General features: G+C 68.3%; 22 protein-coding genes and 1 pseudogene. 10 read left to right on the forward strand and 13 right to left on the reverse strand.

The window, feature by feature from the left end; translation table 11 throughout:
- Positions 1–233: 233 nt before the first annotated feature.
- The 4 genes from rarD to CHC02_RS19050 all read right to left on the reverse strand — a co-directional run bounded on the left by rarD (position 234) and on the right by CHC02_RS19050 (position 3,636).
- Complete coding sequence (rarD, locus tag CHC02_RS19035; protein ID WP_089393011.1) at positions 234–1,139, reverse strand: EamA family transporter RarD; 906 nt, start codon at positions 1,137–1,139, stop codon at positions 234–236.
- Positions 1,136–1,999 carry a carboxylate/amino acid/amine transporter gene (locus CHC02_RS19040; RefSeq protein ID WP_089393012.1) on the reverse strand — a complete coding sequence of 288 codons (864 nt, stop codon included), beginning with the start codon at positions 1,997–1,999 and terminating at the stop codon, positions 1,136–1,138. Before CHC02_RS19040 ends, rarD begins: the two co-directional genes overlap by 4 nt.
- Before the next feature lie 573 nt (positions 2,000–2,572).
- Positions 2,573–3,172: an FMN-dependent NADH-azoreductase gene (locus CHC02_RS19045; protein ID WP_089393013.1), complete on the reverse strand. Its 600-nt coding sequence runs from the start codon at positions 3,170–3,172 to the stop codon at positions 2,573–2,575.
- Between the two features lie 149 nt (positions 3,173–3,321).
- Positions 3,322–3,636, reverse strand: coding sequence for a 3-phosphoglycerate kinase (locus tag CHC02_RS19050; RefSeq protein ID WP_089393014.1), 315 nt, complete (start codon positions 3,634–3,636; stop codon positions 3,322–3,324).
- 55 nt (positions 3,637–3,691) lie between these two features.
- Between CHC02_RS19050 and CHC02_RS19055 the strand changes: the two genes are divergently transcribed.
- From CHC02_RS19055 to CHC02_RS19080, 6 genes are all read left to right on the forward strand, one after another.
- Entirely contained in the window at positions 3,692–4,615 is a 924-nt protein-coding gene (locus tag CHC02_RS19055; protein WP_089393015.1) for a PA3225 family LysR-type transcriptional regulator, read from the forward strand.
- Positions 4,616–4,630: 15 nt separating this feature from the next.
- Positions 4,631–5,422 carry an alpha/beta fold hydrolase gene (locus CHC02_RS19060; RefSeq protein ID WP_089393016.1) on the forward strand — a complete coding sequence of 264 codons (792 nt, stop codon included), beginning with the start codon at positions 4,631–4,633 and terminating at the stop codon, positions 5,420–5,422.
- A 30-nt stretch (positions 5,423–5,452) separates the two neighbouring features.
- Entirely contained in the window at positions 5,453–6,013 is a 561-nt protein-coding gene (locus tag CHC02_RS19065; RefSeq protein WP_089393137.1) for a peptidylprolyl isomerase, read from the forward strand.
- 72 nt (positions 6,014–6,085) lie between these two features.
- Positions 6,086–7,918, forward strand: coding sequence for an ABC transporter ATP-binding protein (locus tag CHC02_RS19070; RefSeq protein ID WP_089393017.1), 1,833 nt, complete (start codon positions 6,086–6,088; stop codon positions 7,916–7,918).
- Positions 7,919–8,056: 138 nt separating this feature from the next.
- A complete protein-coding gene (locus CHC02_RS19075; RefSeq protein WP_089393018.1) occupies positions 8,057–8,521 on the forward strand; it encodes an REP-associated tyrosine transposase in 465 nt (154 codons plus the stop codon).
- Positions 8,522–9,146: 625 nt separating this feature from the next.
- Positions 9,147–9,413, forward strand: coding sequence for a DUF2790 domain-containing protein (locus CHC02_RS19080; RefSeq protein ID WP_089393019.1), 267 nt, complete (start codon positions 9,147–9,149; stop codon positions 9,411–9,413).
- Positions 9,414–9,504: 91 nt separating this feature from the next.
- Here the strand turns inward: CHC02_RS19080 and CHC02_RS19085 are convergent, their stop codons facing one another.
- Positions 9,505–10,629, reverse strand: a complete 1,125-nt coding sequence (locus CHC02_RS19085) for a GNAT family N-acetyltransferase (RefSeq protein WP_089393020.1) — start codon at positions 10,627–10,629, stop codon at positions 9,505–9,507.
- 210 nt (positions 10,630–10,839) lie between these two features.
- Here CHC02_RS19085 and CHC02_RS19090 point away from each other — a divergent pair, with 210 nt between their 5' ends.
- A complete protein-coding gene (locus tag CHC02_RS19090; RefSeq protein WP_009620418.1) occupies positions 10,840–11,091 on the forward strand; it encodes a hypothetical protein in 252 nt (83 codons plus the stop codon).
- Between the two features lie 3 nt (positions 11,092–11,094).
- Here CHC02_RS19090 and CHC02_RS19095 read toward each other — a convergent pair whose 3' ends face one another.
- Positions 11,095–12,117, reverse strand: coding sequence for a glycosyltransferase family 4 protein (locus CHC02_RS19095; RefSeq protein WP_089393021.1), 1,023 nt, complete (start codon positions 12,115–12,117; stop codon positions 11,095–11,097).
- Positions 12,114–12,926: a UDP-2,3-diacylglucosamine diphosphatase gene (locus CHC02_RS19100; protein ID WP_089393022.1), complete on the reverse strand. Its 813-nt coding sequence runs from the start codon at positions 12,924–12,926 to the stop codon at positions 12,114–12,116. Before CHC02_RS19100 ends, CHC02_RS19095 begins: the two co-directional genes overlap by 4 nt.
- Before the next feature lie 124 nt (positions 12,927–13,050).
- Between CHC02_RS19100 and CHC02_RS19105 the strand changes: the two genes are divergently transcribed.
- The 3 genes from CHC02_RS19105 to CHC02_RS19115 all read left to right on the forward strand — a co-directional run bounded on the left by CHC02_RS19105 (position 13,051) and on the right by CHC02_RS19115 (position 15,131).
- Positions 13,051–13,812 (forward strand): helix-turn-helix transcriptional regulator, encoded by a 762-nt coding sequence (locus CHC02_RS19105; protein ID WP_089393023.1) that lies wholly within the window; start codon positions 13,051–13,053, stop codon positions 13,810–13,812.
- Positions 13,813–13,874: 62 nt separating this feature from the next.
- Positions 13,875–14,216 (forward strand): tRNA-binding protein, encoded by a 342-nt coding sequence (locus CHC02_RS19110; RefSeq protein ID WP_089393024.1) that lies wholly within the window; start codon positions 13,875–13,877, stop codon positions 14,214–14,216.
- A gap of 51 nt (positions 14,217–14,267) precedes the next feature.
- A complete protein-coding gene (locus CHC02_RS19115; protein WP_244161012.1) occupies positions 14,268–15,131 on the forward strand; it encodes a DMT family transporter in 864 nt (287 codons plus the stop codon).
- A gap of 437 nt (positions 15,132–15,568) precedes the next feature.
- Here the strand turns inward: CHC02_RS19115 and CHC02_RS19120 are convergent.
- The 6 genes and pseudogenes from CHC02_RS19120 to CHC02_RS19145 form a co-directional block, all read right to left on the reverse strand.
- Positions 15,569–16,059, reverse strand: a pseudogene (locus CHC02_RS19120) (hypothetical protein).
- A 172-nt stretch (positions 16,060–16,231) separates the two neighbouring features.
- Positions 16,232–16,669, reverse strand: coding sequence for a DUF1493 family protein (locus tag CHC02_RS19125; protein WP_089393025.1), 438 nt, complete (start codon positions 16,667–16,669; stop codon positions 16,232–16,234).
- Entirely contained in the window at positions 16,666–17,100 is a 435-nt protein-coding gene (locus CHC02_RS19130; RefSeq protein WP_089393026.1) for an STM2901 family protein, read from the reverse strand. Before CHC02_RS19130 ends, CHC02_RS19125 begins: the two co-directional genes overlap by 4 nt.
- A gap of 414 nt (positions 17,101–17,514) precedes the next feature.
- Positions 17,515–19,086: an aldehyde dehydrogenase (NADP(+)) gene (locus tag CHC02_RS19135; RefSeq protein ID WP_089393027.1), complete on the reverse strand. Its 1,572-nt coding sequence runs from the start codon at positions 19,084–19,086 to the stop codon at positions 17,515–17,517.
- Between the two features lie 144 nt (positions 19,087–19,230).
- Positions 19,231–20,223 (reverse strand): AraD1 family protein, encoded by a 993-nt coding sequence (araD1, locus tag CHC02_RS19140; protein ID WP_089393028.1) that lies wholly within the window; start codon positions 20,221–20,223, stop codon positions 19,231–19,233.
- 28 nt (positions 20,224–20,251) lie between these two features.
- Positions 20,252–21,556, reverse strand: a complete 1,305-nt coding sequence (locus tag CHC02_RS19145) for an MFS transporter (protein WP_089393029.1) — start codon at positions 21,554–21,556, stop codon at positions 20,252–20,254.
- Positions 21,557–21,660: the final 104 nt, after the last annotated feature.

Consider the following 21,660-nt stretch of genomic DNA (forward strand, 5'->3'; position numbering starts at 1 on the left):
TGCAGGTTAGAAACTGTTACCCATGTGCCTGAACCGATTTGTCACCTATGTGGGTGAGTCGTACCGGCAAGCCTTTTTGGTTACTTTTGTGGCGATTGACAAAAGTGACTCGCCCGAGGGGGCGGAACAAGAAGCATCAACGCACTCGGAGCGGCGCGCTACACCCAAACCCGACATTTTTTTGGTTCCCGCGTTCACGGGAACGACGATATGTAGGGCGAACGATTATCCTCCTACTCACCCCGCCGCTCACGCCGCGCCTGCTTGCGCAGCAGCCGCGCGCTGTCCCAGCCGGTGAGCAGGATGGCCAGCCAGATCGGCCCGTAGGTCCACATCTGCTGCGGCTGGAACGCCTCGCCGAGGAGCAGCACCGCCAGCAGGAACAGCAGCATGGGCTCGACATAGCTGAGGATGCCGAACAGCCCCATGGGCAGCAGCCGGCTGGACGCCATCATGGCGGCGAAGGCCAGGGCGCTGATCAGCCCGAGCACCGGCAGCAGCGCCCACAGGCGCGGCGTTTCGGCGAACACCTGGCGGTCGCCGAAGTGCCAGATGGTCCACAGGGCGAAGGGCAGCAGCACCAGCATCTCGAAGACGAAGCCGGACAGCGCGTCCACGCCCATGCGCCGGCGCAGCATGAAATACGGTGGATAACCCAGGGCGGTGATCAGGCTGAACCAGGAGAAAGCGCGGGTCAGCCACAGCTCGTGGAGCACGCCGACCAGCGCGCAGGCCACGGCAATGCCCTGCAGCGGCGTCAGGCGCTCGCCATAGAACAGCCGGCCGCAAAGCACCATGGTCAGCGGCAGCAGGAAGTAGCCCAGGGACAGCTGCAGGGTCTGGCCGACCATGGGCGCGTAGATGAACACGCCCCACTGCACCAGCATCATCGCCGCGCTCAGCGGGAAGCACAGCAGCAGCCAGCGCTCGCGCAGCAGGCGCCGGCCGGCCGCGCGCAGCACCTCGCCCTGGCCGGTGAAGGCCACCAGCAGCAGGACCATGGGGATCGACCAGACCACCCGGTGCGCCACGATCTGGATGCTGTCCAGCGGCGCCAGCCAGCGCAGGTAGCCCGGCAGGGTGACGAAGAGTACCGAGGCGGCCAGGGACAGGGCCACGCCGCGACCGGAGATGTTCATGCCACGGCCCTCCGCGCCAGCCCCAGGCGGTTCACCCCGAGCGAGGCCACTATCACCGCGCCGCCCAGGGCCAGGCGGGCCAGGTCGGCGTGCTCGTTCCAGATCAGCAGGTTGATCAGCAGCCCCACCGGCACGTGCAGGTTGTTCATCACCGCCAGGGTGCCGCCGTCCACCAGGGTAGCGCCCTTGTTCCACCAGAACTGCCCCAGGGCGGTGGCCAGCAGGCCCATGAACAGCAGCACCAGCCACTGCACCTCGGTGGTCGGCAGCTTGGCCGGGTTGCCCAGCAGCAGCCAGCCGGGCAGCGCGACCAGCAGCGCGCCGACGAAGAAGTAGCCGAAGCGCCGGTACTGCGGGATGTCCGACGGGTAGCGCGCCGCCAGGTGCTTGTACAGCACCTGGCCGGCGGCGAAGGTGGCGTTGGCCAGCTGCAGCAGCAGGAAGCCCTCGATGAAGTCGCCGCTGACGCCGTCGTAGCGGATGATCGCCGCGCCCAGCACGGCCACCGCCGCGGCCAGCAGCGCCCAGGGGTTGAAGCGGCGGTTCAGGGCGTCGTCGATCAGCGCCACGTGCAGCGGCGTGAGCACGGTGAACAGCAGCACCTCGGGCACCGTCAGCACGCGGAAGCTCTGGTACAGGCAGACGTAGGTGATGCCGAACTGCAGCGCGCCGACCAGCATCACCCCGGCGATGAAGCGCGGCGCCACCCCGCGCCAGCGGGTCAGCGGCAGGAACACCGCGCCGGCCAGCAGCACCCGGGTGAGCACGGCGAAATAGCTGTCGACCTGGCCGGCAAGGTACTCGCCGATCAGGCTGAAGGAAAACGCCCAGAGGACGGTTACGAAAAGCAGGTAAGGCATGACCGGACAGGCGCACCGAAAAGGGGCGTGGAAAATAGCGGTTTTGCGTGGGTGAAGGAAGGCCCGCGGGCCCGCCGGAGGACGGCCGGGGCCTGGCCGTGAATATAGCGTAGGCGCGGATTTATCCACGACTCCGCTGGCGAGGCCGGCGCCCGGGCCATCGCGGACGGAGTCCTACCCCACCACCGCTGCCCCACCTGTAGGAGCGCGCCCTGCGCGCGATTCGCGGGCAGAGCCCGCTACGACGGTGTTTCCCATAGGGCGGGTTCAAGAGCGCCCTCTCCCCAACCCTCTCCCGCAAGCGGGAGAGGGGGCTGTCCCGAGCGGCCTGGGGGTCTGGCGCCGTCCTTCCCCCTCGTCATTCCCGCGAACGGGAACCCAGTGGGTAGGAGCAACTGTCTTGCAGTTCGCGCCGAGTTGCTCTTCGTAGGATCGAGGGGGACGCCTAGTTCTTGCTCGCGAACCCCGGCAAAGAAAAAGCCCGGTCGACATTCGCGGGGGGAAGTGCGTCGACCGGGCGTCGCGCCCAGGAGCGACGGGCGCGCAAGCGGAAAAGCGGAATCCGCGCGGCGCTCAGGCCACCGCGGCGAGTTGCTCGCGGGCCTTGGCCAGGCCCTTCTCGGCGAACTCGGCGCCCATGTTCAGGCCCTCGGCGTGGACGAAGGTGACGTCGTGGATGCCGATGAAGGCCAGGGCCTGGCGCAGGTAGGGTTCCTGGTGGTCCAGCGGGCCGCCGGCGTAGACGCCGCCGCGGCTGGTCAGGATGTAGGCGCGCTTGCCGCCGAGCAGGCCCTGGGGGCCGGTCTCGGTGTACTTGAAGGTGACGCCGGCGCGCAGCACGTGGTCCAGCCAGGACTTCAGGGTGCTGGGGATGGCGAAGTTGTACATGGGCGCGGCCAGCACCAGCACGTCGGCGGCCAGCAGCTCCTCGGTGAGCAGGTTGGAGCGCTGCAGCGCGGCCTGCTCGGCGGCGCTGTGCTGTTCGGCCGGCTTCATCCAGCCGCCCAGCAGGTCGGCGTCCAGGTGCGGCACCTGTTCCACGGCCAGGTCGCGGACCTGGACCTCGTCGGCCGGGTGGGCGGCGCGCCAGTTGGCGATGAATTCGGCGGTCAGCTGGCGGGAGACCGAACCTTGTTGGCGGGCACTGCTTTCGATGACCAGGACACGGGACATGGGCTTGACCTCCAGCGGTCGATTGCGTCGATGGAGGCCAGCTTAGGGCGGAGCAGATCGATAAAAAAGCAGAAATAATTGCTTCAAAATATCGATTTAGTTGATTTGTATCCTGTCTGCTCCTAGTCTGGAGGACATGTGCCGGGGCCTCAGGCCGGCTTGCAGGTCAGCTTGATGCGCAGCTTGATGATGGCGCGGCCGAAGCTGGCGGTGAGGTTGCTGGTCTTGCCGGCGGCGAGCACCGTCTTGCGCACCTTGGGCGTCTCCGGGCCGTTCTGGAACACCGCGGTGCAGGCGACGTCCTGCTTGCCGTAGTTCTGCAGCAGCACGGCGCCCATGCTGTCGCCGATGTCCTGGGTCTGGACGTCGATTTCCGTTCCGTTGAGGGACTTTTCCACCTCGATCGGATAGGCCAGGGCGGTCAACGGCAGCGACAGCAGCAACGCACAGCAGATTCTTTTCATGTGGCGGTCTCGCTCGGTTCAGGCAGAGCGCCAGATTAGACAAGAGGAGGCGAGGATGAAAGCGCCCCGCGTTACCCTGGATCAATGGCGAACGCTGCAGGCGGTGGTCGACCACGGCGGCTTCGCCCAGGCCGCCGAGGCCCTGCACCGCTCGCAGTCCTCCATCAGCTATACGGTGGCGCGCATGCAGGAGCAGCTCGGCGTGCCGCTGCTGCGCATCGACGGCCGCAAGGCGGTGCTCACCGAGGCCGGCGAGGTGCTGCTGCGGCGCTCGCGGCAACTGGTGAAGAGCGCCGGGCAGCTGGAGGATCTGGCCCACCACATGGAGCAGGGCTGGGAACCGGAAGTGCGCCTGGTGGTGGACGCCGCCTACCCCACCCTGCGCCTGGTCCGCGCGCTGTCCGCCTTCGTGCCGCAGAGCCGCGGCTGCCGCGTGCTGCTGCGCGAGGAAGTGCTTTCCGGCGTCGAGGAGGCGCTGCAGCAGGGCCACGCGGACCTGGCCATCAGCGGCCTGAACATCGCCGGCTACCTGGGCGCCGACCTGTGCACCGTGGAATTCGTCGCCGTGGCCAACCCGGAGCACCCGCTGCACCGCCTGCAGCGCGAGCTGACGCACCAGGACCTGGAAACCCAGATGCAGGTGGTGATCCGCGATTCCGGCCGCCTGCAGCCGCGCGACGTCGGCTGGCTGGGCGCCGAGCAACGCTGGACGGTGGGCAGCCTGGCCACCGCCGCCACCTTCGTCGGCAACGGCCTGGGCTTCGCCTGGCTGCCGCGGCACATGATCGAGCGCGAGCTGCGCGACGGCTCGCTCAAGCCGCTGCCGCTGATCCAGGGCGTCACCCGCGAGAGCCGCTTCTATCTTTACCCGAACAAGGAAAAGCCCCTGGGCCCGGCCACGCAGATCCTCGTCGAGCTGCTCAAGACCTTCGCCAACGTGCCCCTGGACGCCCCCTTCGCCGCGCCGCCGAGCGCCTGACCGGGAGAACCGCCGATGCCCTACCTGCACCACGACGGCCAGCGCCTGTACTTCGAGGACAGCGGCCAGGGCACGCCCGTGCTGCTGGTCCACGGCCTGGGCTCGAGCAGCCGCGACTGGGAGTACCAGGTGCCGGAGCTGCTCAAGCGGCACCGGGTGATCACCCTCGACGTGCGCGGCCACGGCCAGTCCGACAAGCCGCGGGAGCGCTACAGCATCGCCGGCTTCGCCGCGGACGTGGCGGCGCTGATCGAGCAGTTGCGCCTGGCCCCGGTGCACCTGGTGGGCATCAGCATGGGCGGGATGATCGGCTTCGAGCTGGCCACCCGCCGGCCGGAACTGCTCAAGAGCCTGACCATCGTCAACAGCGCCCCGGAAGTGAAGCCGCGCACCCCGCGCGAGTATCTGGAAGTGGCGCGCCGGCTGTTCCTGGCCCACGTGCTGGGGCTGGACACCGTGGGCAAGGCCCTGGGCAAGCTGCTGTTCCCCAAGCCGGAGCAGGCCGACCTGCGGCGCAAGATCCGGGAGCGCTGGCCGCAGAACGACAAACGCGCTTACCTTTCCAGCCTGCACGCCATCATCGGCTGGGGTGTGCAGGAGCGCCTCGGGCGCATAACCTGTCCGACGCTGGTGGTCAGCGCCGACCGCGACTACACCCCGGTGACGCTCAAGCAGGCCTACGTGGAGCGCCTGCCCAACGCGCGCCTGGTAGTGATCGAGGACTCGCGCCATGCCACCCCGCTGGACCAGCCGCAAGCCTTCAACAGCACCCTGCTCGACTTCCTCGAGCAGGTAGACCATTCCTAAAACACCTCAGGAAACATCCGCCAAATGACCCTGTTCAAACGCTTCCTGCTCGCCGCCTGTACCCTCGTCCTGGCCACCTCGGCGCTCGCCGCCGACCCGGCCAAACCCCACGTGCTGCTGTCCACCACCCTGGGCGAGATCGAGGTCGAACTCGACAGCGCCAAGGCGCCGATCAGCGTGAAGAACTTCCTCGGCTACGTCGACAGCGGCTTCTACAACGGCACCATCTTCCACCGCGTGATCCCCGGCTTCATGGTCCAGACCGGCGGCTTCACCGAGAAGATGCAGGAGAAGGACACCGGCGAGCCGATCAAGAACGAGGCCGACAACGGCCTGCTCAACGCCCGCGGCACCCTGGCCATGGCGCGTACCAGCGAAGTGGACTCGGCCACCAGCCAGTTCTTCATCAACCTGACCGACAACGATTTCCTCGACCACGGCCAGCGCGACTTCGGCTATGCCGTGTTCGGCAAGGTCGTGCGCGGCATGGGCGTGGTCGACATGATCGCCAAGGTGCCCACCACCAACCGCGGCATGTACCAGAACGTGCCCGCCGAGCCGGTGGTCATACTCTCCGCCAAGCGTCTCTGAGAATCCCCGATTCCCGCGCTGACGGAGGCCTGAAACGGCGGGCCCAGGAAGGGCCCGCGACAACCGAGAGACATCATGTACCGCCGCTTCGAAAAGCTCATCGACCCCTTCCGCGACGCCCCCGAGCGCATGCCGCCGGCAGACGTCTGGCGCTTCTACACCTACTACCTGCGCCAGGTCTGGCCGGTGTTCTCGGTCCTGCTGGTGGTCGGCCTGGTCGTCGCCCTGATCGAGGTGGCGCTGTTCAGCTACCTGGGGCGCATCGTCGACCTGGCGCAGAACACCGCGCCGGCCGACTTCTTCCGCCTGCACGGCAACGAACTGGCCTGGATGGCCGTGGTGGCGCTGGTGCTGCGCCCGCTGTTCAACGCCCTGCACGACATGCTGGTGCACCAGAGCATCAACCCCAGCATGACCAACCTGATCCGCTGGCAGAACCACCGCTACGTGCTCAAGCAGAGCCTGGGCTTCTTCCAGAACGACTTCGCCGGGCGCATCGCCCAGCGCATCATGCAGACCGGCAACTCGCTGCGCGACTCGGCGGTGCAGGTGGTGGACGCGCTCTGGCACGTGGCGATCTACACCCTCAGCGCCCTGGTGCTGTTCGCCGAGGCCGACTGGCGGCTGATGATCCCGCTGGTGCTCTGGGTGATCGCCTACGTCGGCGCCCTCGCCTACTTCGTGCCGCAGGTGAAGCGCCGCTCGGTGGCCGCCTCGGACTCGCGCTCCAAGCTGATGGGGCGCATCGTCGACGGCTACACCAACATCACCACCCTCAAGCTGTTCGCCCACACCCGCCAGGAAGAGGACTACGCCCGCGAGGCCATCGCCGAGCAGACGCACAAGGCCCAGCGCGCCGGGCGCGTGGTGACCTCCATGGACGTCAGCATCACCATCATGAACGGCATCCTCATCGCCGGCACCACGGGCCTGGCCCTGTGGCTGTGGAGCCAGGAGCTGATCTCGGTGGGCGCCATCGCCCTGTCCACCAGCCTGGTGATCCGCATCAACAACATGTCCGGCTGGATCATGTGGGTGGTCGGCGGCATCTTCGAGAACATCGGCCAGGTGCAGGACGGCATGCAGACCATCGCCATCCCCCGCCAGGTGGTCGATGCGCCCGGCGCCAAGCCGCTGGTGGTGGACCATGGCGAGGTCAGCTTCGACCACGTCGACTTCAGCTACGGCAAGGGCAGCGGCCTGATCCAGGGGCTGGACCTGGTGGTGCGCCCGGGCGAGAAGATCGGCCTGGTGGGCCCCTCCGGCGCCGGCAAGTCGACCCTGGTCAACCTGCTGCTGCGCCTGTATGACATCGAGGGCGGGCGCATCCTCATCGACGGCCAGGACATCGCCCACGTGACCCAGGAGAGCCTGCGCGCGCAGATCGGCATGGTCACCCAGGACACCTCGCTGCTGCACCGCTCGATCCGCGACAACCTGCTCTACGGCCGCCCCGGCGCCAGCGAGGAGGACGTGCAGGAAGCGATCCGCAAGGCCCGCGCCAGCGAGTTCATCCCGCAGCTGTACGACGCCCAGGGCCGCACCGGCCTGGACGCCCACGTCGGCGAGCGCGGCGTCAAGCTCTCCGGCGGCCAGCGCCAGCGCATCGCCATCGCCCGCGTGCTGCTCAAGGACGCGCCCATCCTGATCCTCGACGAAGCCACCTCGGCGCTGGACTCGGAAGTGGAATCGGCCATCCAGGAAAGCCTGGAGACGCTGATGCAGGGCAAGACGGTGATCGCCATCGCCCACCGCCTCTCCACCATCGCCCGCATGGACCGCCTGGTGGTGCTGGAACACGGCCGCATCGTCGAAAGCGGCAGCCACGCCGAGCTGATCGAACACGGCGGCCTCTACGCCCGCCTGTGGCGGCACCAGACCGGGGGGTTCGTGGGCGTGGATTAACCCTGTAGGAGCGCGCCCTGCGCGCGATTTCGCGGGCAGGGCCCGCTCCTACAGGGCAGGCAGCGCATTCGGTAGCGGCCAGCGCTCTTTCCTCAGGGATTGGAAGCGATATTCAGTCCTTTCCCCTGAGGACGGAATATGGACGAACAATCCCCAGGCCATTCGGCGCTGCGCAAAGGTCGGTTTTCCCAGCCTCATACGATCTACCTGGTTACAACAACCACTCGCGACCGCACACCCATTTTTCGTTGTTTTCCTGCCGCCTGTGCGGCTGCACGCTGCTTTGGCGACCCGAGGCTTCTTGACGACTGCCATATGCTGGCTTGGGTACTGATGCCCGACCATGCCCACTGGCTGCTCCAGATCGGTTCTGGGGCGAGCTTGAACAGTCTTGTGAACCGACTGAAATCATGCAGTGCCCGGCACGTGAACCAGTGCCTGGGCAGGTCCGGAACACTATGGGCACGGGCGTATCATGATCGCGCACTACGCCGAGATGAGGACCTACGTGCCGCCGCACGCTATGTCATCGCCAATCCGCTACGTGCCGGCCTGGCGGCCAAGGTTGGCGATTACCCCTTCTGGAACGCGGTCTGGCTGTAGCAGCGCGCCCTCTGCGCGAATCGCGGGCAGGGCCCGCTCCTACAGGTTGACGCCGAATCTCCCGCCCACACCGAACAGCCCGTGAGGCACCGTACCTTGTAGGAGCGCGCCCTGCGCGCGAAATCGCGGACAGAGCCCGCTCCTACAGGTTGACGCCGAATCTCCCGCCCACATCGAACAGCCCGTGAGGCACCGTACCTTGTAGGAGCGCGCCCTGCGCGCGAAATCGCGGGCAGGGCCCGCTCCTACAGGTTGACGCCGAATCTCCGCCCACATCGAACAGCCCGTGAGGCACCTTACCTTGTAGGAGCGCGCCCTGCGCGCGAAATCGCGGGCAGGGCCCGCTCCACAGGAATCCTGCGGCGTATCGCCCAGTCTGTTAATGAAGCCTTAAGCCTCGACCCGGAACCCTGCGACAAGTCGCCGCATCACCCCGGTCGATGATCATTAGCAAGCACATCAATTTCTCGCCTGGGGTGGTTCGGTGGTCATATCTGTTCCACGCCCCGCCATGCGGTGGACGCCTGACGCATCGCCCCCTGCCCGCCCCCGGACCCGCGGCCAGACATCGGATGCCAGTGCTCCAGGGCGGGGCTTCATCCCCTTCGCTATGAGGACCACCAGAATGAAGATTGCTTCTGTCGTATCGGCGGTGATTTCCAGCCTCGCTCCCATGGCCTTCGCCCAGGACGCGATCAAGGAGCCGGGCGCCGACCTTCCGACGGTCGAATACCACTACGGCATGCCGCTGGACATCGACAAGGTGCTGCACCGTACCGACAACTCGCACAGGGTGGGCGTGGTCCCCGCCTACCTGGTGTACCAGGACCACGACGGCGAGACGCACCGCGTGCGCTTCCTCGAATGGGGCGGCCAGGCGAGCCACGTCTGAGCCCCCACCCGGTCTCGGTCCCTGGCCGACTTGGCCACCCCGCGAGCCTGTCGTAGCGGCCGGGGGCCGACCTTCTTCCCGACTTCCCCAGCTACGCCTGCCGATAGGGCAGCGCCGCCCTCGCCTCCTCGGCGTAGGCGCGGATGCCGGCGCGTTCCTGTTCGAGGAAGTCGGCCACCGCGGCGCGCAGGCCCGGGTGCCCGAGCTGGTGCCAGGAGCGCGTGAGCACCGGCTCGAAGCCGCGGACCAGCTTGTGCTCGCCCTGGGCGCCGGCGTCGAAGCGGCGCAGGCCGTTGACCAGCGCGTAGTCCAGGCCCTGGTAGAAGCAGGTCTCGAAGTGCAGGCGGTCGTACTCCGCCAGGCAGCCCCAGTAGCGCCCGTAGAGGGTGTCGCCGTCCACCAGGCTGAAAGCCATGGCCACCGGCCGGCCGTTCCGGCGGGCGAAGACCACGCGGATCATCGCGCCCATGCGCTCGGCCAGCAGGCTGAAGAACTCCCGCGTCAGGTACGGCGCCTGGCCGCGCACCTCGTAGGTGCTGGCGTAGCAGGCGTAGACGAAGTCCCAGTCGGCCTCGGCCAGCTCGGGGCCTTCCATCCAGCGGAACTCCATGCCCTGCCCGGCCACCTGCTCGCGCTCCTTGCGCAGTTGCTTGCGCTTGCGCGAGGCCAGGGCGTCGAGGAAATCCTGGAAGTCCCGGTAGCCGCGGTTGAACCAGTGGTACTGGCAGCCCAGGCGCTCCAGCCAGCCGCCCTGCGCGGCGATCAGGCCGTCAGCGCGCGGGTCGGTGAAGTTCACGTGCACGCCGGACCAGACGCCTTCCGCGGTGCCCTCGGCCAGCACGCCCAGCAGTTCGGCGATGCCATCGTCCGTGCCGAGCAGGCGCGCGCCGCTCACCGGCGAGAAGGGCACGCCCACCAGCAGCTTGGGGTAGTAGCGGATGCCGGCGCGCTGGCAGGCGTCCGCCCAGCCCCAGTCGAACACGTATTCGCCATAGGAATGCGCCTTCACGTAGGCCGGCAGGGCCGCGCGCAGCCGCCCAGCGTCGTCGAGCAGCACGTGGTGCGCCGTGCGCCAGCCGGTGCGCGCGGTGACGCTGCCGCTGTCCTCCAGGCTGGCGAGGAAGGCGTGGCGCAGGAACGGCTGGGCGTCCGGCAGCAGGGCGTCCCACTGTCCGGGCGCGAGGTCGCCGAGGCGGGAAAGTCTGTGGATAGGCATGCCGACAGTCTGGCGCCGGGCGCGACGGAAGAAAAGTGCCGCGACGCCCTTCGTCGCCCCGTCCTTGCGCGCCCGGCCCGCTGTTCTAAGGTGGGGTTACGCGAAAGCACAGGCCCCGCCCCCGGCGGGACAGCCACGCCAGAGCGGCGCGGCGCCTGGCGCCGGCAATGGCGCGGGCGGCGCCCCTGGCCCGACAGCGAGGTCCATTCCATGCAAACCCTGCAATGCACCCATCGCGACTACACCATCATCGCCCGCGTCTTCGAGCACCCGGGACTGCCCACGCCCTATGCCGGCGGCTGCCAGATCATCGCCCCGGACGGACGCAGCACACGGCGCCAGCCGCTGCCGACGAAGATGGCCTTCCTCGCCGACCTGGACGCCGCGCAGCACGCCTCCATCGCCCACGGCAAGTGGCTGGTGGACCAGAGCCTGGACAGCGACCGCGACCTGTTCCACTAGGCCTCAGTCGGCCAGGGCCTCACCCACCCCGTCCGGCTCGCCGAGCGGCCGCTGCAGGGCCAGGAACTGCTGCGCCGAGAGCCGCCAGGACTGCCCGGCGGCCCACTCGGCGCAGGCCTGGCGGTCCAGCAGCAGGGCGCGCCGGCAGGCCTTGCCCAGGTCGATATCGATGGCGCCGGTGACGCCGTCCTCCAGCACGTCCAGCGGGCCCGGCACCGGGAAGGCGGCCACCGGCGTACCGCACGCCAGGGCCTCGTACATCACCAGGCCGAGGGTGTCGGTGCGCGAGGGGAACACCAGCACGCTGGCCGCGCAATAGGCCTCGGCCAGCGCCTGGCCATGGCGGTAGCCGAGGAACTCCACCTGGGGATAACGTGCCTGCAGTTCGCTGCGCAGCGGGCCGTCACCTACCACGCGCTTGAGGCCGGGCAGGTCCAGGCCGAGGAAGGCCTCCAGGTTCTTCTCCGGCGCCAGGCGCCCCACATAGAGGAACACCGGCCCCACGGCCGGCGCTGCGCCCGCCAGGAACTGCGTGGTGTCGACGCCCTTGCGCCACAACGCCAGGCCCTGCACGCCCCAGTCGGCGAAGGCGCCGCGCATGCGCTCGCTGCTTACCAGCACCGCCGCGCTGGGCCCATGGAAGCGGCGCAGCATTGCATAGCCGAAGGACAGCGGCAGCCAGGGCCAGCGGTTGTTCAGGTATTCCGGGAAGCGCGTGTGGATCGCCGTGGTGAAGGCCAGCCCGCGGCGCAGCAGCCAGCGCCGCGCGGCCCAGCCCAGCGGGCCCTCGGTGGCCAGGTGCACGCAGTCCGGGGCGAAGGCCTCGATGGCCGGGCCGACCTTCCACAGGTCCCAGGCCAGGGGGATTTCCGGGTAGCTCGGGCAGAGCCGGCTGCGGAACTCCGCGGGCGACAGCAGGCGCACCTGGTGCCCCATGGCTTGCAGCTCGGCCACCAGCGCGCGCAGGCTGGTCACCACGCCGTTCACCTGCGGCGCCCAGGCGTCGCTGACGATCAGCAGCCTCATGCCGCCGGCTCGACGGCGAGGGCCTCGCTGGCGCGCTGGAGCTGCTCGTCGGCCAGGCGGTAGAGCTGGATGCTGCCGTCCCAGTGCTCGATCAGCGCCGTGCAGGACTCCACCCAGTCGCCGCAGTTGAGGTACTCCACCTCGCCGATGCGGCGGATCTCGGCATGGTGGATGTGCCCGCAGACCACGCCGTTCAGCCCGCGCTTGTGGACTTCATGGGCGATCGCCTCCTCGAAGTCGCTGATGAAGTTCACCGCGGTCTTCACCTTGTGCTTCAGGTACGCCGACAGCGACCAGTAGCCATAGCCGTAGCGGCTGCGCCAGTGGTTCAGCCAGCGGTTGAGGGTCAGGGTGAACTCGTAGGCGGAGTCGCCGAGGAACGCCAGCCAGCGGTGGTAGCGGGTGATGACGTCGAACTGGTCGCCGTGGATCACCAACAGGCGGCGGCCGTCGGCGGTGGTGTGCTCGATCTCGTCGACCAGGCGGATGTTGCCCAGCAGCAGGCTCGAGTAGCGGCGCAGGAACTCGTCGTGGTTGCCGGTGACGTAGATCACCTCGGTGCCGCGCTTGCTCATGGTCAGCAGGCGGCGGATCACATTAGTGTGCGCCTGCGGCCAGTAGATGCCGCCGCGCAGCTTCCAGCCGTCGATGATGTCGCCCACCAGGTAGATGCGCTCGGCGTGGTAGCGCTTGAGGAAGCCCGCCAGGTGCTCGGCCTGGCAGTCGCGCGTGCCCAGGTGGACGTCGGATATCCACAGGGTGCGCACCCGTTGTTTCTTGGTCGGCATCAGGCGTTGGGCGCTGGTCATGGGCGGCCTCCGGCGGGGTTTAGCCGATTCTCCGGCCAGGGGGTGACCCGACAATGACGGCCGCGCGACAGTCCCGTGACAGCCTGCGCCGCGCTAGACTGTGGGCCTGCCCCCGGAGCCCGCCATGAGCCAGATCCTCTCCCTGCGCCGCTACAGCCACGAACACCTCGCCCACAGCCACGACCACGCGCAGCTGGTCCTGGGCCTGTCCGGCGACCTGGAGTTCGAGGTCGCCGGCCTGGGCAGCCGCGTCACCCGCCAGCGCTTCGCCGTGGTCCCGCGCGGCACGCACCACGCCTGCGCCGCCCCCGGCGGCAGCCAGTGCCTGGTGTTCGACCTGGAGGACGAAGACCTGCTGCTGCGCGGCCTGGGCGACCACGCCGAGAGCATCCGCCGCCTGCTGGAACGCCCCGCCGCCCTTGCCCTCAACCCGGCCCAGGGGCAACTGGTGCACTGGCTGGCCGCCAGCCCCCTGCAGGACCCGGTGATCGCCCGCCAGGGCGCCCTGCTGCTGCTCGCCAGCCTGGCCGGCATGCACGTCGCCGAGGCGCCGGCGCAGCTGCCGCTGGCCAGCCTGGACGCCTACATCGACCGCCACGCCGGGCACCCGCTGCAGGTCGCCGACCTGGCGCGCATCGCCGGGCTGTCGGCGGCGCGCTTCCACGCCCGGTTCCTCGCCGAGACCGGGCAGACGCCCATGGACTACGTGCGCCAGCGCCGCCTGCAACTGGGCCGCGAGCTGCTCGGCAGCACGCACCTGGCGGTGGGCGAGATCGCCGCGCGGGTCGGCTATGCCTCGCAGAGCGCCTTCACCGCCGCCCTGGCCCGCCAGTTCGGCAGCACCCCGCGGCAGATCCGCCGCGAGGCGCGCGACAATTCCCGCTAGTCCGCCGACAGACAAAAGCCCCGCCACGCCCTAGACTGCCGCCATCATCAAGGAGATCAGCGATGTCGGCAGACACCATCGAGTGGCAGGACTTCGAGCGCGTCGAACTGCGCGTGGGCACCATCGTCCACGCCGAACCCAACGTGAAGGCGCGCAAGCCGGCGTACATTCTCCAGGTCGACCTCGGCCCGTTGGGGCTGAAGACCTCCAGCGCGCAGGTCACCGCGCACTACGCCATTGAGGAACTGCTCGGGCGCCAGGTCCTGTGCGTCTGCAACTTCGCCCCCAAGTCCATCGCCGGGGTGCGCTCCGAGGTGCTGGTGACCGGCGCCTACGACAGCGACGACAAGGTGGTGCTGGCCGGCTTCGACAAGCCGCTGCCCAACGGCGCGCGCCTGGCCTGAGGCCTTCCATCGCCAGGCGACTGGCCCCCCGGCATCCACGATAGAGAAACAATGCGCGTTCCCCGACTGACACCCCGCTCGGCCCTGGTGGGCCTGCACGTAGGCGCCCTGATGTTCGGCCTGAGCGGCATCTTCGGCAAACTCATCCTCGCCGCCCCGCTGGTGATCGTCTTCGGCCGCGCGCTGTTCGGCCTGCTGGCCCTGGGCGGCGCCTTCGCCGGGCACCTGGCCGCGCAACCGCGGCCGGGCCTGCGCCAGGCCGCCGCGCTGGCCGGCAGCGGGCTGCTGCTGTGCGCCCACTGGCTGACCTTCTTCCTGGCGGTGAAGGTGGGCAACGTCGCCGTGGCCACCCTCGGCTTCGCCAGTTTCCCGGCCTTCACCGTGCTGCTGGAAGGGCTGCTGTTCCGCGAACGCATCCGCCGCGCCGAGTACCTGGTGGTGGGCCTGGTGTGCCTGGGCCTGGTGCTGGTGACGCCGAACCTGGACTTCAGCCAGGGCGCCACCGCCGGGCTGTTCTGGGGCATCGCCTCGGGCCTGCTGTTCGCCCTGCTGTCGCTGGCCAACCGCGCCAGCGTGCGCGGGCTGGACCCGATCCTCTCGGCCTTCGCCCAGAACCTCACCATCGTCCTGTGCCTGGCGCCGCTGGCCGTGTTCGAGCTGCCCGCGGTGCGCGCGCTGGACTGGCTGTGGCTGGTGCTGCTGGGGGTGCTGTGCACGGGGGTGGCGCACAGCCTGTTCGTCGCCAGCCTGCAGTTGATCAAGGCACGCACCGCGGCGGTGATCTTCGCCCTGGAGCCGGTCTACGGCATCGCCTTCGCCGCCGTGCTGTTCGGCGAACAGCCGAGCCTGCGCATGCTGGCCGGCGGCGCGCTGATCATCTTCGCCACCTTCCTCAGCGCGCGCAGCGCAACCTAGGGCGTTATGCGCCGGATCGCGGACAGAGTCCTACCCTGCCACCGCTGTCCCACCTGTAGGAGCGCGCCCTGCGCGCGATTCGCGGGCAGGGCCCGCTCCTACAATGGGGCGAGATGGGAGACGCGAATTTCGATCCAGTCACTCCCGCGAACGACATAGCCCAAAAGACAGTTGCTCCTACATTCCAGGGAAGCACGGGTGTAGGACTCCGTCCGCGATTGGACTCACCGGCCACGCCAGACGCCCCAGTGGCACGGCCTTGGACCTGCTCTTCGTAGGAGCGAGCTTGCTCGCGAACCATCATTCCCAGCGCAAATAAGAAGGCCGCCTCGCAGCATGCGTAACCCGACTCCTTGCCCCGGGGAGGGATTGCCAAGGACTCACCGCACGATTGCCTGCGAAGCGGCCTGTTCGGTCCGGCCCGGGGGCCGGTTGTTTCAGTTGATGCTGTAGCCACGCCCGTTCAGGCAGGCGCCCAGCGCCCGCCGGTAGGTGTCCGCCACGCCCGGTGCCGGCGCCTGGCTGGCCGCGGCCGGGTCGAAGCCGCTCTGGCCCACGGCCCAGGTGTGGCACTCGTAGCGGTCGCGGCTCTGCTGGTCGGGGGTCTGCCCGCGCGCCGGGTAGGCGATCACGTCATAGCTCACACCAGCCGGGGCCTGCTGCACCGCCGGCGGCGGCTCCACCACCACGTACTGGCGGCGGTCGGCATTCCACAGGTAGTAGGTGCCCGCGGCCACGAAGTAGAGCGCACTGCCGATCCACAGCGACCGCGCGTAATCCGGCAGGCCATGGCCATGCCCGGGCCCCAGTAGTGGCCAGGCCCACGCCCCGGCCCGGGACCGTAACCGGGCGGCCCGGCCACGGCGGCGGCCGACAGGCTCAGCGCCAGGGCAGCGGCGATCGACTTGAGCACGGCTTGCGACGACATCTTGATTGCACCTCCGGACACGGGCGCCCGAGCGCCCGCCTTTCATGGTGCCTATCATCGCCGTTCCGCCGGCCGTTGGTTGTCAGCACTTGGTAAAGACTGGGTAAAACAGCCGATACATCGCCCGCGGGCGCGAATCACGGTGAATGGGAGTGCAACCGGCGCGTAGGTATCATCTGCGGATGACGAACCCCTTCACCGGCAACTCCTCCGTCCGCTCGTAGAGCCTCTCGCTCCGCCATTGGGCCGATTCGAATACCGCCTGGCACCATTTCTTCGTCAGGGCCGCCTGGTAGAGCATGCCGAACGTGAAGGCCCTGCTGCCCCGGCGCTCCTTGTCTTTCGGCCTTCTGTGGAAGAAAGGGCCGAAGCCTTCCGGGTGGAAGTAGCGCAAGCAATCGTATTCGGTGATATCCACCTGGAAATGCTGGAAAAAAGGGGGAACCAGGTCATTGGAGTCATCGCCGTCGACACCCAGGTCCTGATTGATCCGGGTCGCGAAATTGAGCGTCTCGAAGTCCCTTTTTCCGAAGCCGAGGTTCTCCTGATAGAAAATCACCACTTCGTCCAGCAGCTTTCTATCTATAGGCAGCTCGGGCAACGTATTCAAAAGAACCTGTCCTCCGCCGAGACAAGCGAGTCGTACTTCCTGACGATCTTATATGCGATTGTCCCGATCTCAGCCACGGTATAAGCCCAGCCTGCAACTGGGACAGCTCTAGCTATGAATGCGCCCACACTTCTCGTGTAGGCGACTCTGGGCGGCCCCCAGCCTGTCAGGGTGGGCAACCGCAAATTGCCGGGAAACCGTTTCTTTTTCAGCACACGCCTCAGATGCAGCGACAGCAGGCTCGTATTCGGTGTAGTACCCGCGAGCTTTCCACGGGGCGGTGCCACGATATTCATACCACCGACAATGGCCAAGGCAGCGGCGACGTCATCAAGTCCCAGTTCTTCCAATGTCGTTTCAATCGCGATGGTCCAGAACAGATCCGTCGCGGTAAAACCACACTCGCCCGCATAGCAATATATTCTGCTCATCTGCACGCTCCCTGCGCATCGGCCCCGCCTGCCACAATGCCGGCCAGGCCTCGATAGGTACCTTCCTTCGACTCAAGCCAGCCGCCATCCTTCTGCAGATACTCCTCGAGTGCCACGCTCAACTCCTCGGTCAGTCAATCCGCGACGACAACTAACACAAGAAAATCCAGTACGCGGACGAAACCTGACCTCAGGAAGAATCCCGCAACCAATAGAGAAATGAGCGAAGCCTCAGGCAGCGCTCCCCCTACAACTGCACCGAATCTGGAGGTTGTCGAGGGCTTGCCCAGGCGTCCTGAACACAGCTTGCGACGGCAAGCTTGATTGCAGTACCGGGCACAGATGGCCGCCTGCACTGGATAAAACAGCCGATACATCGCCCGCCAGCGCGGGCGATGCAGGCCAGGGCGAACCCTAGAGGGGCTCGCGGCTGGCGACGCCGTCCACCAGGCGGGCGATGCCCAGCGGGTTGGCGTCCTTGAGGGCGGGGGGGAGCAGCGCGTCCGGGTAGTTCTGGTAGCACACCGGGCGCAGGAAGCGGTCGATGGCCAGGGTGCCCACGGAGGTGCCGCGGGCATCCGAGGTGGCCGGGTACGGACCGCCGTGGACCATGGCGTCGCACACCTCGACGCCGGTGGGGTAGCCATTGAGCAGCAGGCGCCCGGCCTTGCGCTCCAGCAACGGCACCAGGGCGGCGAAGCGCGAGAGGTCTTCCGGCTCGGCGAGCAGGGTGGCGGTAAGTTGCCCGCGCAGGCCTTCCAGCGCCCGGCGCAGCTCGGCCTCGTCGGCCGCCTCGACGACCACCGTGACCGGCCCGAAGACTTCCTCCTGCAGCAGCTCGTCCCCTTGCAACAGCAGTTCGACGTCGGCCTGGAACAGCTGGGCGCGGGCCTGCCTGCCCTCCTGGGCCTGGCCCGCCAGGTGGCGGATGCCGGGGTGCGCGTGCAGGCGCTGCAGGCCCTGTTCGTAGCTGCGCAGGGTACCGGCGTTGAGCATGGTCTGCGCCGGCTGGTCGGCCATGCGCCCGGCCAGGCTGGCGACGAAGGCGGAGAATTCCGCCGAGGCGATGCCGATCACCAGGCCGGGGTTGGTGCAGAACTGCCCGCAGCCCAGCACCACCGACGCGGCCAGCTCGGCGGCCACCTGCTCGCCGCGCGCCGCCAGCGCCGCGGGCAGGACCAGCACCGGGTTGATGCTGCTCATCTCGGCGAACACCGGGATCGGCTGCGGCCGCGCCGCGGCCAGGTCGCACAGGGCGCGGCCGCCCCTGAGCGAACCGGTGAAGCCGACCGCCTGGATCGCCGGGTGCTTGACCAGTTGCTCGCCAACGCCGGCGCCGAAGATCATGTTGAACACCCCGGCCGGCATGCCGGTGGCCTCCGCCGCGCGGACGATGGCCGCGGCCACGCAGTCGGCGGTGGCCATGTGCCCGCTGTGGGCCTTGAACACCACCGGGCAGCCCGCGGCCAGCGCGGCGGCGGTGTCGCCACCGGCGGTGGAGAAGGCCAGGGGGAAGTTGCTGGCGCCGAACACCGCCACCGGGCCCACGCCGATGCGGCACTGGCGCAGGTCCGGGCGCGGCAGCGGCTGGCGCTGGGGCAGTGCGCGGTCGATGCGCGCGCCATGGTAGTCGCCGCGGCGCAGCACCTGGGCGAACAGGCGCAACTGGTTGCTGGTGCGGGCGCGCTCGCCCTGGATGCGCGCCGGGGGCAGTGCGGTCTCGCGGCAGACGATGGCGGCGAAGGCCTCGCCCAGGGCATCCAGCTCGGCGGCGATGGCCTCGAGGAATTCGGCGCGGCGCGCGTCGGGCAAGGCGCGGTAGGCCGGGAACGCCGCTTCGGCGGCGAGCGCCGCGGCGTCCACCTCCGCCGGCGTGGCCTGGTGGAAGCTGTAGGGCAGCGCCTCGCCGGTGCTGGCGTCGAGGCTCTGCAGGTGGATGGAACCGGCGCCGCTGCGGGCGCCGCCGATGAAGTTGTATCCGAACATGGAATGTCTCCTGGTTCCACGGAAAAAGACCGCCGGGCCTTGTGAGCCCGGCGTTGCCCCCGAGGGCGGGTCGGACCGGTGTCCGTAGCGGGAAACCGCGCTACAGGCGTCGTATGGGCGCCTGGTCCATGCGCGTGGCGGCGCTCATAGCGCCTGGACCAACCCTGCGCGCGGCGTCTCGGCGGCCGGTGCGATGCCGTTGCGAAGGGGCTCGCCGAACTCTCCCAGGCTGATCTCGAAGACATCGCCGGGGCGAGCCTGCACGCCGTCGGCGAACGATAGGGTGGCGGTGCCGAAGTAATGCACGTGGACATCGCCCGGGCGCAGGAACTGCGTGTACTTGAAGTGGTGGAACTCCAGGTTCTCCAGGCTGTGACACATGTTGTCCTCACCGGAGAAGAAGGGCTTCTCCCACAGCACCTGGCCGTCGCGCAGGATGCGGCTGCTGCCTTCCAGGTGATGCGGCAGCTCGCCCAGGCGCAATTCCGGGCCATAGCTGCAGAAGCGCAGCTTGGAGTGCGCCAGGTACAGGTAGTTTCGGCGCTCCATCACGTGGTCGGAGAACTCGTTGCCCAGGGCAAAGCCGACGCGGTAGGCGCGCGCGTCAGGGCCGACGACATAGAGGCCGACCAGTTCCGGCTCCTCGCCCGCGTCCTCGGCGAAGCCCGGCAACGGCAGCTCGGCGCCGGGGCGCACGACGATGCCGCCGTCGCCCTTGTAGAACCACTCCGGCTGCGCACCGGCCTGGCCGGCGGCCGGCTTGCCGCCCTCCACGCCCCACTGGAACATGCGCATGCTGTCGGTAATGGCGGCCGCTTCGGCCTGCTGCTGGTGCATCTTGTCGCGAGTGGCGGCGCTGCCCAGGTGGGTCAGACCGGTACCAGTGACCAGGCAGTGTGCCGGGTCCTCATGGTCCAGCGGCGGCAGCACGCGCCCCTCGCGCAGCAGCACAGGGTAATCGTGAACTTCGCCCAGGCCCCGGGCCAGGACTTCGCCGGCCAGCCCGCGGCCGGCCTCGATGGCTGCCAGAGCCAGCGCACGCACGCTGGTGGCGCCCTGCACCTCGAGGGCGCGCCGGCCCTCCACCACGCCGACCCGGCGTTCGCCGGCGGCGGTTTCGAATTGGATCAGTCGCATGCTCTTGCTCGCTTGTCGGTTGTCGGGTTCAACGGGAAGTGCCGGCCAGCGCCGCGCCTTCGCGCTGGCGCCGCTCCAGGCGGGTGTAGACGACGCCGGTAAGCATCAGGCCCAGCAGCATCACCATCGACAGGAAGTACAGGCCCGAGGCCAGGTTGCCGGTGTATGCCTTCAGCGCGCCTATGCCGAACGGCCCCAGGTAGCCACCTAGATTGCCGATGGAATTGATCAGGGCGATGCCGGCCGCCGCGCTGGCACCGGAGAAGAAGCGCCCCGGCAACGTCCAGAACACCGCCGTGCAGGAGAACAAGGCGAAAGCCACCAGGCACAGCGCCGCCAGTTGCAGCACCGGTGCGCTCAGCCAGGCGCTGAGGAACAGGCCCGCAGCGCCGAGCGCATAGAGAACGCCCAGGTGTCCATAGCGATCGTTGAGGCGGTCCGAGCTGCGCGGCACCACCAGCAGGCCAAGGATGCCGAACAGGTAGGGCACCGCCGAGACGAAGCCGGTGACCAGGTCGCTGCCACCGAACTGGTGGATCAGCGTCGGCAACCACAACCCCAGGCCATAGATGCTCAGAGTCACCGGCAGGTAGTACAGCGCCAGCAGCAGAACGCGACGATCCTTCAGGGCGTGCAGCGGGTTGCCGTGGCGGGTCTGGCCGAACTCACACAGGTCGTTCTGCAACTGTTCCTTGAGCCAGGCGCGCTCGGCCTCGCTCAGCCAGCGCACCTTGTCCGGGCCATCCGGCAGCAGGCGCAGGGTCGGCCAGGCGAGCAACACCGCCGGGGTGCCGATGCAGATGAACAGCCACTGCCAGCCGTGCAGGCCGAAGTAGCCATCGAGCCCCAGCAACGCACCGGACAACGGTCCGGTCACCAGCATCGCCAGCGGTTGGGAAAGGATGAAGAAGCCGAGGATCTTGCCGCGATGGCGCACCGGGTACCACTGGGTGATGTAGTACAGCACCCCGGGGAAGAAACCGGCCTCGGCGGCGCCTAGCAGGAAGCGCATCACGTAGAAGCCGTTGGGGCCGCTGACGAAGGCCATGCCGACAGTGATGGCGCCCCAGGTGACCAGGATGCGGGCGAACCAGCGGCGCGCACCGAAGCGGTCCAGCAGCAGGTTGCTGGGCACCTCGAAGAGGAAGTAGCCGATGAAGAACAGGCCGGCGCCGAAGCCGTAGGCGGCATCGCCGATACCCACGTCAGCGCCCATGTGCAGCTTGGCGAAGCCGACGGCGGACCGGTCCACGTAGGCCACCAGGTACAGCAGGACCAGGAAGGGAATGAGTTTCAGTGTGATCAGGCGGACGAGCCGCTGCTCCTGAATCATGGCGGGGACTCCGATTGTTCTTGTAATTGGGATGGTGCTCGGCCGGGGGCTTATCGGGCAGGCCACCGCGCCATGGAATCGACTATATAGTAATACTATTAGTC

The organism is Pseudomonas delhiensis (assembly GCF_900187975.1).
Classification (GTDB): Bacteria; Pseudomonadota; Gammaproteobacteria; order Pseudomonadales; family Pseudomonadaceae; genus Pseudomonas; species Pseudomonas delhiensis.

Bases quoted from the DNA above. Each gene is read 5' to 3' on its own strand.
- CHC02_RS19110 (WP_089393024.1), top strand. From the start codon at position 13,875: ATGTCGGCAGACACCATCGAGTGGCAGGACTTCGAGCGCGTCGAACTG.
- CHC02_RS19145 (WP_089393029.1), bottom strand. From the start codon at position 21,556: ATGATTCAGGAGCAGCGGCTCGTCCGCCTGATCACACTGAAACTCATT.
- CHC02_RS19105 (WP_089393023.1), top strand. From the start codon at position 13,051: ATGAGCCAGATCCTCTCCCTGCGCCGCTACAGCCACGAACACCTCGCC.
- CHC02_RS19115 (WP_244161012.1), top strand. From the start codon at position 14,268: ATGCGCGTTCCCCGACTGACACCCCGCTCGGCCCTGGTGGGCCTGCAC.
- araD1 (WP_089393028.1), bottom strand. From the start codon at position 20,223: ATGCGACTGATCCAATTCGAAACCGCCGCCGGCGAACGCCGGGTCGGC.
- CHC02_RS19095 (WP_089393021.1), bottom strand. From the start codon at position 12,117: ATGAGGCTGCTGATCGTCAGCGACGCCTGGGCGCCGCAGGTGAACGGC.
- CHC02_RS19135 (WP_089393027.1), bottom strand. From the start codon at position 19,086: ATGTTCGGATACAACTTCATCGGCGGCGCCCGCAGCGGCGCCGGTTCC.
- CHC02_RS19085 (WP_089393020.1), bottom strand. From the start codon at position 10,629: ATGCCTATCCACAGACTTTCCCGCCTCGGCGACCTCGCGCCCGGACAG.
- CHC02_RS19045 (WP_089393013.1), bottom strand. From the start codon at position 3,172: ATGTCCCGTGTCCTGGTCATCGAAAGCAGTGCCCGCCAACAAGGTTCG.
- CHC02_RS19040 (WP_089393012.1), bottom strand. From the start codon at position 1,999: ATGCCTTACCTGCTTTTCGTAACCGTCCTCTGGGCGTTTTCCTTCAGC.
- CHC02_RS19100 (WP_089393022.1), bottom strand. From the start codon at position 12,926: ATGACCAGCGCCCAACGCCTGATGCCGACCAAGAAACAACGGGTGCGC.
- CHC02_RS19080 (WP_089393019.1), top strand. From the start codon at position 9,147: ATGAAGATTGCTTCTGTCGTATCGGCGGTGATTTCCAGCCTCGCTCCC.
- rarD (WP_089393011.1), bottom strand. From the start codon at position 1,139: ATGAACATCTCCGGTCGCGGCGTGGCCCTGTCCCTGGCCGCCTCGGTA.
- CHC02_RS19060 (WP_089393016.1), top strand. From the start codon at position 4,631: ATGCCCTACCTGCACCACGACGGCCAGCGCCTGTACTTCGAGGACAGC.
- CHC02_RS19090 (WP_009620418.1), top strand. From the start codon at position 10,840: ATGCAAACCCTGCAATGCACCCATCGCGACTACACCATCATCGCCCGC.
- CHC02_RS19055 (WP_089393015.1), top strand. From the start codon at position 3,692: ATGAAAGCGCCCCGCGTTACCCTGGATCAATGGCGAACGCTGCAGGCG.
- CHC02_RS19050 (WP_089393014.1), bottom strand. From the start codon at position 3,636: ATGAAAAGAATCTGCTGTGCGTTGCTGCTGTCGCTGCCGTTGACCGCC.
- CHC02_RS19130 (WP_089393026.1), bottom strand. From the start codon at position 17,100: ATGAGCAGAATATATTGCTATGCGGGCGAGTGTGGTTTTACCGCGACG.
- CHC02_RS19075 (WP_089393018.1), top strand. From the start codon at position 8,057: ATGGACGAACAATCCCCAGGCCATTCGGCGCTGCGCAAAGGTCGGTTT.